Genomic DNA, 19,439 nt, shown 5'->3' on the forward strand with positions numbered 1-19,439 from the left:
AGGGAAAGGGTGTGTGAAAGACTTATGATGCTGTTAGCCTTACTACTGTTTGGGATAGGATTTTTATATTTCGAATTAGAAACGTTAAAAGTAAGTACGTTCTATCTTAAAACAGAGAAACTCAAGCATAAAATAAAAATTGTTCACTTATCCGATTTGCATTCTAAAGAATTCGGAGTTAATAATGAGCGACTGATTAAAAAAGTCCGGGAACTTAAACCGGATTTAATTGTGACAACAGGGGATATGATTAGTTCAACAGATCATAATGGGGATGCCTTTTTATCAGTTGCAGCGGCATTAAGTGATCAAATTCCAATGTATTATATCGAAGGAAATCATGAATTAACAGCACGCTATGATACGCTCAATCTAGAAAATGGGTGGTATGAGACTTATTTAAATGATTTAAGAGCATTGGGAGTGCATGTCTTGAAAAATGACACGAATCTGATTCAACTACAAGATGTAAAGTTACATATTCAAGGATTAACCGTTCCATTGGCTCATTATTGTGCCGTCCCAGAAAAAATTTCAGCAATTGATGATATTCATCCTATTAAAAAGGTTTCTGATGTGCTAGAGCCCACATCACCGCATCATTATAATATTCTACTTGCGCATAACCCATTTTTAATTCCGATCTATCTTGAACATGAAGTTGATTTAATTTGTTGCGGACATGTTCATGGAGGCGCTGTAAGACTACCTTTTATCGGAGGGATTCTATCCCCTGAACGCAAATTGTTTCCTAAATATAGTGGGGGACATTATCGATTTAATTCGTCAAATCTGATTGTAAGTCGAGGGTTAGGAAGACTTCGTTTGTTTAATCGACCAGATGTGGTGATGATTGAGATCAATCCTGAATAAGTCGGGAGAATATAAATGAGAAAAGTGAAACTTTGCCCTTATTTCTGATAGACATGGAAATATGCCTTCTCTTAAGGTCGTCTTGCATGATATTGAACAAAAACCCATTTTTTGTTTAGGTGATATGATTGGAAAAGGGTCACAATCAAAGGAAGTGGTTGATCTCTATTTAAAAAAGTGCCAAGTTATTGCAAAAGGAAATTGGGAAGATTTTATTTTGGTAATACCGACATGCATTCGGTGGGAGACGATTAGAAATATTGAGAACTCTTCGAGAAGTTACTGGATTTGACTTAAGCGGACGGTATATTCGTTTATTTCATGCTAATCCTCGTGAGTTATAGTGCGGTATTCAGGGTGATTATTTACAATATTTACGCGACGAAAGAGTGTTATTTAATGTCAGAAGTGTTGGAAATTCTTTCGATTTAATCCCAATGGCCGCCTATGTTATCTTAGAGGGAATTTTAAATTCCCAACAAGAAGCAGACTTTTCTATTCAGTTTTATTGACTTAAATACGATATTGAATCGGCAATTGAGCTAGCAAATGAGTCAAAATACCAGATAAAGAAGTTAATATTCATGAACTTAAAACCGGTTTATATGGACGATAAAAGCAGAGTGATTCTGCTTTTTTTTGTTGTCTGTTTTTAATTTCTAAATATTATCTGATAAAGAAGAAGTTGGCACACAATAATCGACAAAAAATGCTCAAACTAATTTTGTCGGTTGTGTAAGAATTATTTGAAGAAGGTGTTTTTTGTGAAAAAAGTAATCTCAATTTTTACAGCCTGTATGCTTGTTGGCCTAGGTGGCATAAATGGACAAGCTGCTGAAAAAAATGATGACGTCATTTCAGTATCACAGCAATTAACAGAAGATCAAAAGGCTGAAATGGCTAAACATGAACAAAAATTTAAAGAAGCTCAAGCAAAATTTGATGCGTTAACTGCAGATCAGAAAAAAGAAATCTACGACTTATTTGATAAAGTGAATGTGGCTAAAGTCAAGTTATTAGATAAATACGTTGAATATGGAATTATTTCAAAAGATGAAGCACAAGCTATGCAAAAATATATGGCTGAATTTTCAGAAAAAGCTCGTAATGAACAAATGTTTATTGGGGTAGCTGGGCCTCGAGGACCAAAAGCCCCTAAACCAGAATCTGAGACAAAAGAAGAATCTAAAACTTCTAAAACACAAAACGCTTCAACTGAAAAAGGCGAAGTAGAATCAAAAGCTCCTAAAGCTCGACAAGAGACTGAAAATAAAGGAACAACAGAATCAAAAGCTCCTGAAGCTCGACAAGAGACTGAAAATAAAGGAACAACAGAATCAAAAGCTCCTGAAGCTCGAAAAGAAACTGAAAATAAAGGAACAACAGAATCAAAAGCTCCTGAAGCTCGACAAGAGACCGAAAATAAAGGAACAACAGAATCAAAAGCTCCTGAAGCTCGACAAGAGACTGAAAATAAAGGAACAACAGAATCAAGAGTTCCTGAAACTCAAAAAGAAGCTGAAAATAAAGGAAATCTCAAAGAGAATCAATCAGAGAATATTGCTGAAAAAGGTTCTAAAATTCAAGAAGACTAAGAATTTATCATTTTATTATATATAACCGACACTAAGAGGATGCCTCATTGAATTGGCATTCCTTTTTTTAGTGCTAGAATTCTGAGTAGGAGACTTTCAAACTTGAAACCAATTTATTTTTTTACGAAAGGGTTAGAGCTTGAGTTTCGATAACGGATGATCGGAGTCAATTCGATACACAGAGATGAAGAACAGGACTTGCAACATAGGTGTTCTTTGCATATAGTATCATAGAACTATAGATTAGCTGAGGTGTTAGTATGAAAGAACAGAAAGTACACACATCCTCTTCACAACAAAAAATTATCCAGTCTTCGATTCATCACACATACCAATTAAAGTTAGGGGAAACTGAACAAAAAAATAAAACGTATTTTGCAAGACTAAGAGGCTATCGCGATCGTAAATAAGGCATTAGCCTTTTTTTCTTTTCAACAGATATAAGATTTAAAAATTAGAAAATTAGACAATTCTCTAATTAATAGAAGAATAAAAAAAAGAGAAGAACTGATTCAAATAAACACTCAAAAAAGTCAGCCAAACGGGAAAAATAAGGATTTTTGATTGACATGATAATTGCTAATTCAACATAAAATTTAATATAGGAAGGGGGGAGTCTAATGCTAGATCATCATTTATGGGATATTTATACGTATTGTATCATGGATGACTTGATCAGATGCCTAATTTTATATGAGAGACATGAGATTGCAACGGAACGGTTAGAATATAAATTTGTCATCTTCACTCCTAATATCTATAATTTTCTAAAAGACACGAATTGGTTAAAGCAGCTTGGAAAAGTCTTTCATGCGGAATGTGAATATAAATTAAATGGGGACCACCCTATTTTACATTACTGTGCCGTTTATGAAATGGGATGGTCCGTCCAATTTTTGTTCATCTCAGATCATTTAAGTTTCAATTATTTAAAAGAAAAACGCATGAGGTTATTGATTGATAAGGATCATCAATTCAAAAAAGAGCAAATAAAATTAGAAGGAATAAAGTATGGAAAATGGTATGAATTACCTGATCAAATGGAGTTTATTCAAGTTATTGAGAAGTTTTATATCTTTTTATTAAAATCAGTTCGACTCATGAAGAATCATAATATGATTGAAATCTTAAAGATTGAGTCGGAAATATTAGAACCCATTGTGATTAGCTTGACACAATGGTTAAGCTATTGTGATGAGTTATTTACATTTGAGGAAGTAAATAACATTAAAAATTTAGTAACTGACGCAAAAAAAAACTTACCTTCTATGAGAGAAAAAAATGATTATAACCGTCTGAATACTTATTTAAATGTCGGTGAAAACTTAATTAATAATTATTCAGATATCATGGATTATGAAATGAATAATGCAAAGATCATCTATTTAAAAGAGACTCTTTTGACACAGTTACAGCATTTTTTAAATCATCAACAAACGGATAAAGGTAACTTAATTTGTCTATACTAATAAAACAGGATTTGACTTTTAAATTAATCGTGAACTTCCATTTATCTCTAGACTAATTTATGGTAAAATTAAGAGATAAGTTGTCGTAAGGAGAGTGATAGGCGTGAACTTAAATTTAAATATGATTAAAAGCATGGCTGCAAATCCAGCTGTTTTTTCACGTGCACAATCCTTTTATAACTTTGGAGCAACGATTAAATACTACATTATTTATGATAAGGTAGATGATTATCAAGTTTTTGCTGAAGTTATAGAAGATCCAGATTTATTTCATGTCCATTTGAATATTAATGAGCAGGGGAAAGTCACCCATCATATGTGTGACTGCGGAGGGTTTCATACAAAGTTTGGTTCATGTAAGCATGTAATTGCTCTTTTATTGCGTTTATATGACGATCAAATTAAAAATAGATTAGTGATTCATTCAGGGTTAAGCGAGGATGATGATCTCATTTCTAAAGTTTTAGATACATATGAAACAAATTTGACAAGTGAACTGAATTATGAAATGTATCCTCAACAAGTCACGATGTATCCTAAACTAGTGATTAGTAGTCGTAATCAACCTTCTTTAGAAGTTAGTATGGGGATTACGAGACCGTATGTCATCAGAGATTTATATCGATTTGTTATTGACTTAGAATGTGAATGTATTATCTCTTATGGAAAAGAGTTAGAGTTTAAACATACGATGAATCATTTTGATGAACGGTCACGTCCCTTAGTGAAATTTATTTGGGATCGTGTTGTAGAAGATCGCGTCTATTTGAAACAATTTGGTTTATCACCAGGACAAGCACGTCAATTGTTTTTAACGCCGTCTAGTTTGGATACGTTTTATGACTTAAACTTACGTAAAACAATTGCTTGTAGTATTGAGTATTATAATTGTGAAACGATTACCCTTCATTCGAAAGAACCAGAAATTGAATTCCAAATTGAAGAAGAAGACAGTACTTATTATTTAAGACATAATTTAGGTCAATATCTAATCATTCGAGGACAAAATTATACCTATTTACTCCAAGAGCGAGAAATGTATCGCTGTCATGAAGAGTTTGTTCAAAATATTATTCCTTTACTTGAAAAAATGTCAGAAGCAACTTCATTTGGACTTAAAATTTCCAATGAAACGATGGGGAAATTTTTATCACTGGTTTTACCTAAAATTAAGCCTTACATTCGTGATACTGCACTTGAAGAACTCTATCAAAAATTTAAAGTCTATCCTCTAACCTTTGGTTTTTATTTAGATTCAGAGTTTAAAGGAAATATTGGATTACGTGTTCAGTATCGCTATGGCGATATTCATATCGATGCCAACCAACCGAATACGGAGGAAAGTAAGCAAATTCTTCGTGATGTTGTCAAAGAAGCCAAGGTGTTGGCAATGCTTGAAACGTTCCATTTTGAAAAAATACCTGGGGGAACCTATTTATTAAAAGATGAAGAAGCCACGTATACGTTTTTAACAGAAGGGATTAATGAACTTAGACAAATAGGGGAGGTCTATGCTTCAGAAACATTTAAAGGGATTAAAATTAAAGAACCCAAATCTTTATCTGTTGGAATCCGTTTGCAAAGTGAGTGGTTAAATGTTCATTTTGAAGATTTAGAATTTGACGCATCGGAATACAAAAAAATATTAGCGGCTTATCGCTTAAATAAAAAATATTTCCGACTAAAAGACGGATCATTTATTAACTTACAAAATGATTACGTTGAAACGTTGGCTTCCTTTGTCGACGATTTAAACTTAAAAGATAACGAATTTGGACAGGCAGAAGTGATGATCCCAAAATATCGTGCGCTTTATTTAGATCAACTCATTCAACATCACGAAACTTTGCATGCCGTGAGGGATGCTTCCTTTAAATCGATGGTCCGTGAATTTAAATTAGTCGAAGATGCCGATTTTATCGTGCCTGAACCTTTGCAAAAAACACTTCGTCGTTATCAAAAAACAGGGTTTAGATGGATTAAAACCTTAGCTAAATATCAAATGGGTGGAATTTTAGCCGATGATATGGGACTTGGAAAAACCTTGCAAATTATTTCAGTTCTTTTATCTGAACAATCAGAAAGTACAAAACCCTCACTCATTGTGGCACCTAGTTCATTAATCTATAACTGGAAAAGCGAAATTGAGAAATTTGCGCCAAGTTTAAACGTATTAATTGTGACAGGAGAACCAACTGTCAGACAAGATTTAATTAATACCTCAACAGATTATGATGTTGTTATTACCTCTTACGACTTAATTCGCCGAGATATTGAAGTGTATGAAACACAACAATATCGCTTCTGTATTTTAGATGAGGCTCATTTTATTAAAAATCATACGACTCAAAATGCTAAGTCAGTGAAACGAATTCGAAGTGAAGTCCGTTTTGCCTTAACTGGTACGCCAATCGAGAATTCATTAGCAGACTTATGGTCAATTTTTGACTTCATTCTTCCGGGATACTTTGGATCTTATTCACAGTTTAAGAAAAAATATGAAGCCCCAATCGTAAAACATCATCACTTACATTTATTAACTCGCATTCACCAACAAGTGGCTCCTTTTATCCTTCGCCGCTTGAAAAAAGATGTCTTAAAAGAATTACCAGATAAAATCGAAACAAACGTGTATTGTGAAATGGGAAAAACGCAGCGTGACTTGTACTATGCGATGCTATCTCAAATGAAACAAGAAATGCATCATGAAATTGAAGAAGTTGGGGTAGAACGTAGTCGAATTAAAATTTTAGCCTTATTAATGCGCTTACGCCAACTTTGCTGTCATCCGTCACTTTATCTTGAAAATTATCGTGGTGAAAGTGCGAAACTAAATTTATGTATGCAGTTAGTTCAAGATTGTATTGCATCAGGTCATAAGGTTTTAATTTTCTCGCAATTTACCTCGATGTTAGAGATTTTAGGGCGTGAGCTTAAAGCTAAAGAAATTAAATTTTTAACCTTAACAGGCGCAACCAAAACAAGTGATCGTTTAGCTTTAACGGAGCAATTTAATCAAGACGATACGAAAGTCTTCTTAATTTCATTAAAAGCAGGTGGAACAGGACTTAATTTAACAGGGGCAGATGTTGTGATTCACTATGACCCATGGTGGAACATGAGTGCTCAAAATCAGGCAACTGACCGAGCTCACCGTTTAGGACAAGATAAAACAGTTCAAGTCTTTAAATTAATGGTTAAAAATACAATTGAAGAACGAATTCAAGTGTTACAGGAACAAAAACGTGATTTAACCGAAGCCATTGTCAAAGAAGGGGAAACGTTTATTAGTAAACTTTCAACAGAAGAATTAAGTGCTTTATTTGAAGAACACCATGATTTTTAATTGACAAGATGAATGGTAAAGTCATACAATAAAAATATATAATAAACCTTTGATTGAGAAATAGTAGTTCGTCATCTGATTTTACAGAGAGTCGATGGTTGGTGGAAATCGATAAATCAAGCGAATGAATGGGCTCATGAGTGGAACCTGAATGTGAAAGTAGGGAACTCGGATTCTTCCGTTATCAAGACTAAAGTGGATAAATTAAGTTTATCTATTGAGGTGGCACCGCGGTAATATATCGTCCTCTATCTATGTGTACATAGGTAGAGGACTTTTTTTGTTCTCTACCATTAATAAGGAGTGAAAATTATGTCAAGAATTTTATCAGCAATTCAACCATCTGGAACTTTAACAATCGGAAACTATTTAGGGGCATTAAAAAACTTTGTTAAATTACAAGATGAACATGAGTGTTTTTTCTTTATCGTGGATCAACATGCGATTACTGTCCCTCAAGATCGCTTAGAATTACGTAAGAAGATTAAAGAATTAACGGCCTTATATTTAGCGTGTGGCCTAGACCCAGAAAAAGCAACAATTTTTGTGCAATCTGAAGTTCCAGCCCATACACAACTAGCATGGATGTTAACCTGTAATACGTCAATGGGTGAACTTGAACGTATGACACAATTTAAAGATAAATCGCAAAAACAAAGTGCAAAAGGACAAGGAATTGGTGTTGGCTTATTTATGTATCCTGTTTTAATGGCAGCTGATATTTTATTATATGATGTAGATTTTGTCCCTGTTGGAGATGATCAAAAACAACATTTAGAATTAACCAGAGATCTTGCAGAACGTTTTAATAATCGATTTGGAGAAACGTTTAAAATTCCTGAGCCTTTAATCGCTAAAACAGGTGCTCGTATTATGTCTTTACAAGAGCCAACCAAAAAAATGAGTAAATCAGATGATAACGCCCGTAACTTTATCTTAATGACAGATGAACCAAATGTTATTCGTAAAAAAATCAAATCAGCGATGACAGATTCAGATGGTATCATTGCCTTTGATCGCGAGAACAAACCAGGCATTTCAAACTTATTAGAAATTTATTCAACCATTACAGGAGAAAGTATTGACTCATTAGTCGCTCGCTATGATGGAGCAGGTTATGGAACATTTAAATCTGATTTAGCAGAGGTCGTAGTTGCAGAACTTGAACCCATTCAACAACGTATGAAAGAATTATTAAATTCTCCAATCATTGATGAAGTATTGGATCGTGGAGCCGAAAGAGCAAACCAATTAGCGTTTAAAAAAGTGAAAAAAGCAGAACATAAAATGGGATTAGGTCGTAAAAAATAATCTTTTCTAAACGAATGATAGGCGAGATGCACCGTAAATGTTCGATTTTAAATCGGATATTTACGGTGCTTTTTTCATGACTTCACATTAAACATCAAGAACCTTAACAGCTACTTCTCTTGTAAAGTAATATGGAGTTACATATGATGATAAATTGACAATAAATAGAAATAATTACAAAAATATAATCATGAAATTAAATAAAAATTGGCTGCTAGGCATTCAAAAATGAATTCCTAGCAACCAATCGGCAACTTCATATTTAGTTACAGCTTTTAGGGCCTACCATTTTTGATGGGGCTTGGATTGATGAATGGGATGAAACTTCAAGATATCACTTTTTTTGATAAATCAAAGAAAATAAGTAGCAAATTTTATCGAAACATTGAATAATTCTCGAATCTTGAGGTCTTTTAAGAGATGAGATGGCCATCAAACGTTGACATTTAAAAGGCATTTACTCTACAATGAAATTAATGACCTCAAAAAGAGGATAAATTTAACAATGTTAAGGGGATTTCAATGGGGAAGATTTTAATATTCATGTTTGAAGGAATGGCAGATTATGAAGTAACCTTTATCAGTCATCTTCTGCACGCTGATGCAGGAAAAGAAATCATGACAATTGCGTATACCGACGATGCAGTTGAGGGACAATCAGGCCTTCATTATCAGCCACAATATACAATCAAAGAAGTTTTAAAAGAAGACGTCGAAGGATTAATTTTATGTGGGGGATGGAATAACGATATTCGCTTAGAATTAGTCGAACTGATTCAACGTATTCATAAAGAACGGAAGCTATTAGCTGGAATTTGTAGCGCTGGAACGGTTATGCTTGCAAAAGCAGGGGTTTTAGATTACATGACTTATACCACGCCAATCAGTAAATGGAGTGCAGAAGAAGCCCTTTTTTATAATATGGACGATCCTTTTCCGCGTGAAAACTATGTTTCAAAACGCTTAGTACGTGATCGTCATGTCATTACAGCCCAAGGAATTGCATTTGTGGACTTTGCATTAGAAATATGCGCTTGGTTTAAATTGTTTCAGTCACAGCAAGAAAAGCATGAATTTTCAAAACTTGTCAAAGGTCATTAGTCTGATGCATCCCTGTATTTAATGATGATTTAATCTGCGACTCATCGTAGCCGATTTTACATGCTTTTATCTTGACCAGATATCCTTTTTTAGATAACTGCATTTATAAGCTTCTCCAAATAAAAATACATCATAAAAAGGTTGTAACAGCACAACCTTTTTATTTTGAACATAAAAAAAACTGCCGTCAAAAGGCAGGAACATAGGAATTTAAGGATAGCGATTTAATTTGATATATTCGCCATTAATCATGATTTCTTCTTCTTTATGAAACAATTGAATTGCTTTTTCACATGAAAGATAATAGTTTCCATTTAATGAACAAATTTTAAATCTATCAGAACCTAAGTGATTTTCCAACAGATTATCAAGAGACTTCATTTCGTTTAAGAACGATAAAGAAGCGTCATTTGATTTATGATATAAAGTTTGAAAGCTAAAATTTGAATCGTTGTTTAAAGTTGAAATCATCATTTCTGTTTCAACAAGGATTGAAATATCTGATTTCATATCATGATCATGATCAACGATTGTTGTTTGGTCATAAGCCGAAGCATCGACTGGTTTAGAACATCCAATCAATAAAACGCTAGAGGCAAATGCCGCAAATAACATTTGTTGTAATCTCATATAATTCCTCCATTGTTCAACTTTTTAGCGAACGTTATCTAATTTAACATATGATTTTTACATTGTAAACAGAAAAACTATAGTTTTTTTACATTTTTCGCACAAAAAAGTCTATTTCCAATCAGAATTCATGATGTATTCCCTTACATTTTAAAAAGAGAAGTCTAGATTTGTCCTGTTTTAATTTATCGATGCGAGGCTCTTCCCTTTGCGATAAAACGTGTTAAAATAGGCCTAAATACCTATATTTGGTAATTATTGTTAAGGAGGGGAGCGCCTTGATTGAATATAATAAGCGTTCAAATTTAATGGAGGCCATTGAGTTTAATTATGTCTTAAACGATATAAAAGATGCCAATTTGTATCGAGATATTTATCCTTATTCAGAAATCCCTAAAGTGACGTTTAATCATACCCGCGTACCAATCCATATGCCAGATGAAATCTTTATAACGGATACATCATTTCGAGACGGACAGCAATCAAGAGCACCGTATACCGTTGATCAAATTACAACGTTATATCAAATGCTTCATCGACTAGGTGGGCCACAGGGAAAAGTACGTCAAAGCGAATTCTTTTTATATTCTAAAAAGGATCGTGAAGCCGTTTATCGTTGTTTAGAGCTCGATTATGAATTTCCAGAAGTCACGTCTTGGATTCGAGCGAATAAAGACGACTTTAAGCTCGTTAGAGAAATAGGACTAAAAGAAACTGGAATATTACTCTCTTGTTCTGATTATCATATTTTTAAAAAATTAAACATGACACGAAAGCAGGCCTTTGATCACTACTTAGGAATTGTTAAACAAGCTTTAGACGTAGGAATTATACCTCGTTGTCATTTCGAAGATATTACACGAGCTGATTTTTATGGTTTTGTTGTTCCTTTAGCAATGGCTTTAAGACAATTAAGTGAAGAAAGTCAAACACCGATCAAAATAAGAGCTTGTGACACCATGGGGTATGGTGTGACCTATCCAGGAGCAGCACTTCCACGTTCTGTTCAAGGAATTATCTTTGGATTAAACCACCATGCACATTTTCCAAGCGAATGGATTGAGTGGCATGGACATAATGATTTTTACAAAGCGGTGAATAATTCATCAAATGCCTGGCTGTACGGTGCATCAGGAGTTAACTGTACAATGCTTGGAATTGGAGAACGAACGGGTAACACGCCACTTGAAGCAATGGTTTTTGAATATGCTTCCTTACGTGGCACACTAGATGGGATGGATCCGACCGTCATCAGTGAGATTGCCTCTTATTACGAACATGAAATTGGACTGAAGATTAGTCCAAGCACCCCTTTTGTCGGAAAAAATTTCAATGTAACACGAGCAGGTATTCATGCAGATGGTTTACTAAAAGATGAAGAGATTTATAACATTTTTGACACCAACAAGTTTTTAAATCGACCACCACTCGTTGCCATTTCTGCTCATTCTGGATTAGCAGGCATTGCTCATTGGATTAACACTTATTATCAATTAACGAAAGAACAGCAAGTTAATAAAAGTTCAAAAATCGTAACGCAATTAAAAGAATATGTGGATCATGAGTTTGAACAGGGGCGAATCGGAATCATATCTGATCAAGAACTCGATGATTACATCCATTTTTTAAAAAATGAAGTGGGGGAATATTTATGGGATTAACCATGAGCCAAAAAATCATTCATAACCATTTAGTATCAGGTAAATTGAAAAAAGAAGAAGAAATCGGCATTCAGATTGATCAAACGTTAACACAAGACTCAACTGGAACCATGACTTATTTACAATTAGAAGCCATGAACATCGATGAAGTCAAAACAAAGCGTTCAGTCGCTTATGTCGATCATAATTTATTACAAGTTGGATTTGAAAATGCAGACGATCACAAATATTTGCAAACCGTAACAAATCGATATGGCATTTACTTTTCAAAACCCGGAAATGGAATTTGTCATCAAGTACATCTTGAACGATTTTCAGTTCCAGGTCAAACTTTAATTGGAAGTGATTCTCATACACCAACATGTGGAGCCGTTGGGATGTTAGCCATTGGAGCGGGAGGATTAGATGTTGCAAAAGCAATGGCAGGTGTTCCTTATTATTTTAAAATGCCAAAGATGGTTAATATTAAGTTAAGTGGAACCTTACAGCCAGGATGCAGTGCTAAGGATATCATACTAGAAGTTTTACGTCGACTGACAGTTAAAGGTGGCGTTGGAAAAATCCTTGAATACACGGGAAGTGGCGTTTGTAACTTAAGTATTCCCGAGCGTGGAACCATTACCAATATGGGAGCAGAACTTGGAGCTACAACCTCAATTTTTCCAAGTGATGCAACAACGAAAGAATTTTTAAAAGCGCAAAATCGCCTTGAAGATTATCATGAATTATCACCAGACGAGGATGCTCATTATGATGAAGTGTATGAGATTAACTTAGATGAACTCAAACCGCTTATTGCCTGTCCTCATTCTCCAGATGCTGTTCGCACGGTTGAAGAAGTGGGGACTATCAAAGTAGATCAAGTAGCAATTGGAAGTTGTACAAATGGTTCCTATCAAGATCTCATGAAAGTCGCGACCATCTTAAAAGGAAAGACGGTTCATCCTGATGTCAGTTTAGTCATTTCACCAGGGTCAAAACAAGTATTGACGATGCTTGCTAAAAATGGAGCACTAGCTGATATCCTTGCAAGTGGGGCTAGATTATTAGAGTCTGGATGTGGACCGTGTATTGGAATGGGACAATCACCGGCAACAAATGCAATCAGTTTAAGAACGTTTAACCGTAATTTTTATGGACGTTGTGGCACCTTATCTGCTAATGTCTACCTTTGTTCACCTGAAACAGCTGCCTATTCTGCTCTTGCCGGAGTCCTAATCAATCCAATGAACGAAAAACTAGGTATTTCACAGCCTGATTCTTTTGAAATCAATGATTTATCTATTATTTCACCTAACAAACAAGGAGACATCAAAAGAGGACCGAATATTAAACCATTTCCTTTGAATGAACCTTTATCTGCTTATCTAACTAAAAAAGCTTTGATTAAAGTAGGGGATCATATCACAACCGATCATATTATGCCCTCAAATGCTAAACTGTTACCGTATCGGTCAAACATTCCCTATTTAAGTCAGTACTGCTTTCAAACCGTTGATGAAACCTTTGCAACCCGAGCAATGAGTGAAAAAGGTGGATTTATTATCGCGGGGCTTAATTATGGACAAGGCTCATCAAGAGAGCATGCTGCGCTCGTTCCCTTGTATTTAGGCATCAAAGGGGTTATTGCGAAATCATTTGCCCGAATTCATCGATCAAATCTTATTAATTCGGGAATTTTGCCCCTTGAGTTTGTTGAAGATAAAGATTATGATCAGATGAATCAAAATGACGTTTTAGAATTAAAAGATTTAACTCATCTGGTGACACAGGCACAACCATTGGTGATGGTTTATAATGTCACGCAAAACCGCTATATTAAAACAAGACTCTTATTATCAAAGAGAGAACGTAAAATGATTCTTGCGGGTGGAGCCATTAATTTGATTAAGCAAGAAAGGGGAGAGTAAAATGAGAGTCGTCACGTTAATTCCTGGTGATGGAATTGGACCTGAAATTAGTGAGGCAGTTGTTAAAATTTTTGAAGCTGCTAAAGTGCCAATTGAATGGGAGATTGTTCAAGCTGGAGCTCATGTGATGGAAGTTGAAAAAACACCATTACCACGTGCTGTCATTGATTCCATTGAAAAAAATAAGGTGGCGTTAAAAGGTCCGATTACAACTCCAATTGGATTTGGATTTCGCAGTGTCAATGTTACACTTCGGCAAACGTTCAATTTATATGCTAACATTCGTCCAATTAAATCCATCAAGGGCATTACTTCACGGTATGAAAATATTGATTTAGTAGTTGTGCGAGAAAACACCGAAGATTTATATGCTGGCATTGAACATCAAATCGGCGATGTGGCAGCTGAAAGCATTAAGATTGTCACGAAAAAGGCTAGTGAACGAATTGCAAAAGTAGCCTTTGATTTAGCGATTAAACAACATCGCAAGCTGGTGACAGCTGTTCATAAAGCAAACATTATGAAATTAAGTGATGGATTATTTTTAGACTGTGTTCGAAAGATTAAAGCGGACTATCCATCAATTGATTATCATGAACAAATTGTGGATGCAATGTGTATGAACTTAGTGATGAATCCTCAAAAATCGGATGTCTTAGTAATGGGAAATTTATATGGCGATATTTTATCAGATTTATGTGCCGGCTTGGTTGGCGGACTTGGATTAGTACCGGGAGCTAATTTAGGAGATGAAGTAGCCATTTTTGAAGCTGTTCATGGAAGTGCACCAGATATTGCAGGACAAAATATAGCAAACCCAACGGCTCTTTTACAATCTAGTATTTTGATGTTACGCCATTTGAATTTAAGTTCTTATGCCAATCAGATTGAAAAAGCAATGATGGCAGTTTATGAGGACGGTCTATATTTAACAAAAGACGTAGGTGGAGAAGCAACACTTTCTTCCTTTACTGAACAGATTATTGAAAAAATAATCAAATAATTATTGTATTTTTTGACATTTCGTGTCCTTTCTGTGTTATTATAGATGAAATAACTAACAAAATATGTTATAATTTCTAATAAATTGCATAAAGGGGTATTTATGTATTATTTAGAATAGGGCATTGGAGGAACACATAATGAAACAAGAGGATCAAATAAAGGAAGTCAAATGGGAGAATGATGAAACTTTAATTTGGAAAAATCCAGCAGAAGAAACGTATTATCTACGTAAACGTTGGGAACTTCGTAAGTTAGACCGTTTTTTAGATTTAGGATGTGCAACGGGGCGTCACGCCTTATTCTTTGCAGAAGATGGCTACACAGTGACGGCATATCAATCTAAAAATGATAGTTTGAGTGAATTATTAGAAAAAGTAAATGAGTTAGGTTTAGAAATGAAGTACGTTCATGGTCCATTAACGTCTCTTTCTTTATCAGATGAAAGTTTTGATTGTGTTTTAGCATACGATTGCTTACATGAATTAAATCAGGATGAAATGATTCAAGTCTTTAAGGAAGTATATCGTATTTTGAAAGTAGGAGGCGAATGTTACATGACATTGCCAAATACCTTCCTTTCAAAAAAGCTGATTCAAAATTTTAGTGTGATCTCGTATAAGAAGGTGACAACTTTCACGCAAAATAACGGATCTGAATGTTACCATTTACTCTTAAAAAAATAAAAAGTAAAAGAGCCTCTTTCTAAAGAAGGCTCTTTTTACATCGGGTGATAGGGGAAGTAGGAGAGGTTTGGTTTGTTTTTTAGATGAAGAGAAAACAAGTTCACTCCCTCTCATTCGATTAATGATTCAAAGAAATTAAAAAACGCGCTATTACTAATCATTAGCGTTTTTTTTTTGAGGATTAGAAGTTATGGACGTTTAAAGAAATAGTCTGTTCGCTGTGCAATTTTATGAAAGCCCAGTTTTTGATACATGTCTTTTGCTGTATCCTCTTCATCTGTGACTAAATAGATGAGCTGACAATTTTGTTGAATAGCTGTTTCAATCATAGATTTTAAAATAGCCGTTCCAAATCCTTGATGTTGATAGCATGGATTTACACCAAAATCTTCGATTTTAGCTATTTCATCATGAATAAATAAGTCACACTTTCCAATGGGATGACCTTTATAATAAGCGATATAGCAATCCACACCGTCGTTTGATAAGTATACATTTTTGCGTCGAGTCGCACGACGGACACAAAAATCATAACCTAAGGTTTGTTCATCATGAGCTAAATCACATGCGATTAAATCTGCCACAGTATCGATCTGTTTTAGTACCTCAATCACCAAATCATCTCGGTCTTTTAGATTTAAAACTTCTGTCCAATCGAATTGATAAACCCCCATTAAGCTAATCTCACCATTTGGGATAGAATCGATGGGAGGTTCATATGAAACGAGTTTACAAAAATCTTGTGTCTTAAAACAATCTAAGACTTCTTGAGTTATGATATTTGTTGAAATTTTTGGAAGATACATATAATTATGATCATACATATCGAGTAGTTCGGAATCAGTAAATCGAATTCCATGAACAGTTTTGATTTCTTTTGAAAAAAAAACGGCTATAGGCCAATTCACAATGAATGATTTTATTGATCATTTTAAACGCTCCATTTCCTCTCATCTCAGACAAGTATAACATATAATGGAAAAAATAAAATAATTACCAATCTTAGAATTTTTGACAGTATCGTCAAATTGGTGACAAAACAATACGGCGAAAGAGATTTTACGAGATAATTAGCAAGGAATTCTTATCCTGATCTTTATATCACAATTGATTCTTATTTAGTAAACTCGAAGGTGTAAGGTATAATGAAGAAGATTAAAGTATTTCGGCAAAATGGGGGGAACAACAATGCCAAATATCACCTCAATGTTTTTATTATTAGCTTTTATCTGTTTAATGACGGGAATCTTCAGTCCAGATATTGTAATTAAGTGGGGAATTCCACACCTGAAAAATCGTAAAAATATTCTTATTACCTTCAGTGGGGTAATCATAGGATGTTCTTTTTTATACGCATTAAATGAAAATCCAATGATTAGCGTCACTGAAGCAGCTAGCAGTACTCGCTCACAAAGCTCGAAGCCATTAGAAAAAGTGATTTATCAAATAGGTGAAGTGGGAACGTTGCATGAGACGACGCTTGAACTGAATAGTGTCAATCAAACAGAAGAAATTTTATCAATTAACATCGTTCTTCAAAACCATTCTGATGAGGTGTTAGCATATAATCCTTATCAATTTATTCTAAAAACAAATACAGGGGGAAGTTTGGTTCCAAACGTCGATGATGAGACCACCTTAAAGGCCGGGGAATTAGCACCGGGCGATGAAGTGAGTGGAACGTTGATTTATACCTATCCGCTAGATGAGGGATATTCATTCGAGTACCGACCAGTAGCAACCAATGCGTTAGCATCCATTACCTTTGATTTAGAAATTGAGGCATTACAGGTCGTCAGTCAGCCGAAAGTCATGGGAATTGGAGATATGGTCACAAATGAATCGATTGACTTACAGGTCACAAAGGTAGAACGCCTAAATAAAACAGAGTTGAGTACGCCAAAAAAAGGATACGAGTATGTAAAAGTAGACTTAATGTTAAAAAATAAGACTGACGATACGCTTATTTTTTTCCCGTATCATTTTGAACTAAGTGATCAATACAATCAAAAGCTTAAACCCATGACGTCTTTAATTGAAACGGAAAATTTATTAAAAATGACTGAAATCGTTAGTGGTGGGGTCATTGAGGGAAGTTTAATGTTTGAAATTCCTAAAAACGCTACAAATTTGATGCTTTATTATACACTTCCAACGCTATTTTCAAAAGAAACGCTCAGTGTTAATTTAGAATTAGAACATGAAGTCAAAAATACCTTAACCCCTTCGTTGTCATTTAATGAGAATTGGTTGTTCGGAGAACGACTCGTTCCTATTGAACTAGAAAACATGATTCTAACTGTTTTTTCATATGATAAAGTCAATGAAACAACTTATAGCAAAGCGAAAGATGGAAAATCATTTATTATCATCGATGTACAACTTGAAAATAGAAGTGAGACAGATAAAAACTATAGTGCCTATGATTTTAAATTATTAACGGATAAGGGTGAATTGATACTTCCTAGTTTAACGCTCATTGACAATGATCATGAATTTAAAAGTGGATCCTTGGCAATGGAATCATCAATAGAGGGACTTTTAATCTTTGAAATAGATGACTTTGATACTCAATTATCCTTAATCTATTCTCCTAGTCAATGGGAACACTCACAAAAACTGGTGATTCCGCTATCATAAAATAAATCACACGCTTTTTACAATTTTCGCCATAAAAAGCGTGTCTTTTTTGTGTCCTAGGTGTATAATATGAATTAATACGGGGTGAGATGATGATTCAATTATTTTTGATTTAGATGGGACGCTTTAACCTTTAAGTGAAACAGGTTCAAATGCCAGGTCTGAAGTTTGATAAATCAGAGAATATTAAATTAATCAGGAAATATCATCACTTATAAGTACCTATTTATATAGGGGATACCGTAGGAGACTAGGAAACAGTAAAAGCAAATGATTTGCCATACTTCTTTGCAAGTTAAGGATTTGGAGCTGTTAAAAAATTTAACTTGTTTAGGTGATTTTGGAAGACATTAATAGTAACGTTGTAGGGGAAATACAACGAAATGAGTGCTTAATTAAGGGGATGAGAAAAATGAATAAAGGGTTATACGATTATTTAGTACAAGAAGAAAATCAGCCGTTAACAGGGTGGAACTTTGATTATTTAGAACGTTCAGGACGTATGGTTGAGTTTCCACTGAAGTGGCATTTACCAACGATTATTAAAGATTATTTTAAAGAGGCTCATTCGGTGTTAGATATGGGAACAGGTGGTGGCGAATTTTTATCATCCCTTGCTCCACTTCCAGCTAAAACAGTGGCAACAGAAGGATATGAACCCAATATTTCAGTAGCGAAAACATGTCTTGAGCCTCTTGGAGTATCGGTTGTTCACGCAAATAGTAATCAGATTTTACCACTTGAATCAAATCAATTTGATATTGTGATCAACCGTCATGAACCCTTTGATGCTTGTGAAGTCGCACGCCTCTTAAACGATGGTGGTGTGTTTATTACCCAACAAGTTGGGGGATTAAATGATTGTGAACTTAATCTTTGGTTAAACGCTGAGCCTTGCGAATTTTCAAATTGGAGCTTACGTACAGCCGTTAATGAGTTAAGAGAAGCTGGATTTCACATTGAAGTCGCAAAAGATGATATCAGTTTAACACGTTTTTATGATATTGGTGCCATTGTGTATTACTTAAAAGTCATTAATCAACAAGTCCCTAACTTTAGCGTAGAGAAATATTATGATCGATTAGAAATTATTCATCGACTAATACACGAAAAGGGTTACGTTGACATAACACGTCATCGATTTTTAATCGTCGCTAAAAAAGAAACTGATCAATAAGATCAGTTTCTTTTTTAGATTGATAAAAGTTACAGTAA

Annotated in this window: 16 protein-coding genes and 1 other annotated feature; of the genes, 14 read left to right on the plus strand and 2 right to left on the minus strand. The window is 34.5% G+C overall.

What is annotated here, in order from left to right; all coding sequences use genetic code 11:
* The first annotated feature begins 9 nt into the window (after positions 1-9).
* The 8 genes from HLK68_RS12155 (at position 10) to HLK68_RS12190 (ending at position 9,695) form a co-directional block, all read left to right on the plus strand.
* Positions 10-873, plus strand: a complete 864-nt coding sequence (locus tag HLK68_RS12155) for a metallophosphoesterase (protein ID WP_237701272.1) — start codon at positions 10-12, stop codon at positions 871-873.
* A gap of 40 nt (positions 874-913) precedes the next feature.
* Positions 914-1,165 (plus strand): metallophosphoesterase family protein, encoded by a 252-nt coding sequence (locus HLK68_RS14830; RefSeq protein ID WP_353734598.1) that lies wholly within the window; start codon positions 914-916, stop codon positions 1,163-1,165.
* A 472-nt stretch (positions 1,166-1,637) separates the two neighbouring features.
* A complete protein-coding gene (locus tag HLK68_RS12165; RefSeq protein ID WP_132942624.1) occupies positions 1,638-2,468 on the plus strand; it encodes a DUF2680 domain-containing protein in 831 nt (276 codons plus the stop codon).
* Between the two features lie 260 nt (positions 2,469-2,728).
* Positions 2,729-2,878 (plus strand): hypothetical protein, encoded by a 150-nt coding sequence (locus HLK68_RS12170; RefSeq protein WP_155225906.1) that lies wholly within the window; start codon positions 2,729-2,731, stop codon positions 2,876-2,878.
* 210 nt (positions 2,879-3,088) lie between these two features.
* Positions 3,089-3,937 (plus strand): aminoglycoside 6-adenylyltransferase, encoded by an 849-nt coding sequence (locus HLK68_RS12175; RefSeq protein WP_006784857.1) that lies wholly within the window; start codon positions 3,089-3,091, stop codon positions 3,935-3,937.
* Between the two features lie 103 nt (positions 3,938-4,040).
* Positions 4,041-7,283, plus strand: a complete 3,243-nt coding sequence (locus HLK68_RS12180; RefSeq protein ID WP_055164723.1) for a DEAD/DEAH box helicase — start codon at positions 4,041-4,043, stop codon at positions 7,281-7,283.
* Between the two features lie 40 nt (positions 7,284-7,323).
* Positions 7,324-7,535: a binding site (T-box leader), on the plus strand.
* A 60-nt stretch (positions 7,536-7,595) separates the two neighbouring features.
* Complete coding sequence (gene trpS / locus HLK68_RS12185) at positions 7,596-8,594, plus strand: tryptophan--tRNA ligase (RefSeq protein ID WP_006784859.1); 999 nt, start codon at positions 7,596-7,598, stop codon at positions 8,592-8,594.
* Between the two features lie 522 nt (positions 8,595-9,116).
* Entirely contained in the window at positions 9,117-9,695 is a 579-nt protein-coding gene (locus HLK68_RS12190) for a DJ-1/PfpI family protein (protein ID WP_055164721.1), read from the plus strand.
* Between the two features lie 210 nt (positions 9,696-9,905).
* Here HLK68_RS12190 and HLK68_RS12195 read toward each other — a convergent pair whose 3' ends face one another.
* Complete coding sequence (locus tag HLK68_RS12195) at positions 9,906-10,325, minus strand: hypothetical protein (protein ID WP_006784861.1); 420 nt, start codon at positions 10,323-10,325, stop codon at positions 9,906-9,908.
* 278 nt (positions 10,326-10,603) lie between these two features.
* Here HLK68_RS12195 and HLK68_RS12200 point away from each other — a divergent pair, with 278 nt between their 5' ends.
* The 4 genes from HLK68_RS12200 to HLK68_RS12215 all read left to right on the plus strand — a co-directional run bounded on the left by HLK68_RS12200 (position 10,604) and on the right by HLK68_RS12215 (position 15,584).
* Positions 10,604-11,986 carry a beta/alpha barrel domain-containing protein gene (locus HLK68_RS12200; protein ID WP_006784862.1) on the plus strand — a complete coding sequence of 461 codons (1,383 nt, stop codon included), beginning with the start codon at positions 10,604-10,606 and terminating at the stop codon, positions 11,984-11,986.
* Complete coding sequence (locus HLK68_RS12205; protein WP_132942623.1) at positions 11,977-13,896, plus strand: aconitate hydratase; 1,920 nt, start codon at positions 11,977-11,979, stop codon at positions 13,894-13,896. The genes HLK68_RS12200 and HLK68_RS12205 overlap by 10 nt, the downstream gene beginning before the upstream one ends.
* A 1-nt stretch (position 13,897) precedes the next feature.
* Positions 13,898-14,899, plus strand: a complete 1,002-nt coding sequence (locus HLK68_RS12210) for an isocitrate dehydrogenase (NAD(+)) (protein ID WP_006784864.1) — start codon at positions 13,898-13,900, stop codon at positions 14,897-14,899.
* Positions 14,900-15,038: 139 nt separating this feature from the next.
* Positions 15,039-15,584: a class I SAM-dependent methyltransferase gene (locus HLK68_RS12215; protein ID WP_006784865.1), complete on the plus strand. Its 546-nt coding sequence runs from the start codon at positions 15,039-15,041 to the stop codon at positions 15,582-15,584.
* Positions 15,585-15,772: 188 nt separating this feature from the next.
* Here HLK68_RS12215 and HLK68_RS12220 read toward each other — a convergent pair whose 3' ends face one another.
* Positions 15,773-16,492, minus strand: a complete 720-nt coding sequence (locus HLK68_RS12220; protein WP_238843597.1) for a GNAT family N-acetyltransferase — start codon at positions 16,490-16,492, stop codon at positions 15,773-15,775.
* 280 nt (positions 16,493-16,772) lie between these two features.
* Between HLK68_RS12220 and HLK68_RS12225 the strand changes: the two genes are divergently transcribed.
* Together HLK68_RS12225 and HLK68_RS12230 are read left to right on the plus strand one after the other, a co-directional pair.
* Entirely contained in the window at positions 16,773-18,224 is a 1,452-nt protein-coding gene (locus HLK68_RS12225) for a DUF4352 domain-containing protein (RefSeq protein WP_132942622.1), read from the plus strand.
* A gap of 412 nt (positions 18,225-18,636) precedes the next feature.
* Positions 18,637-19,401, plus strand: coding sequence for a class I SAM-dependent methyltransferase (locus tag HLK68_RS12230; RefSeq protein ID WP_129821704.1), 765 nt, complete (start codon positions 18,637-18,639; stop codon positions 19,399-19,401).
* Positions 19,402-19,439 lie beyond the last annotated feature (38 nt).

The sequence above is a fragment of the Turicibacter sanguinis genome, assembly GCF_013046825.1.
Classification (GTDB): domain Bacteria; phylum Bacillota_I; class Bacilli_A; order MOL361; family Turicibacteraceae; genus Turicibacter; species Turicibacter sanguinis.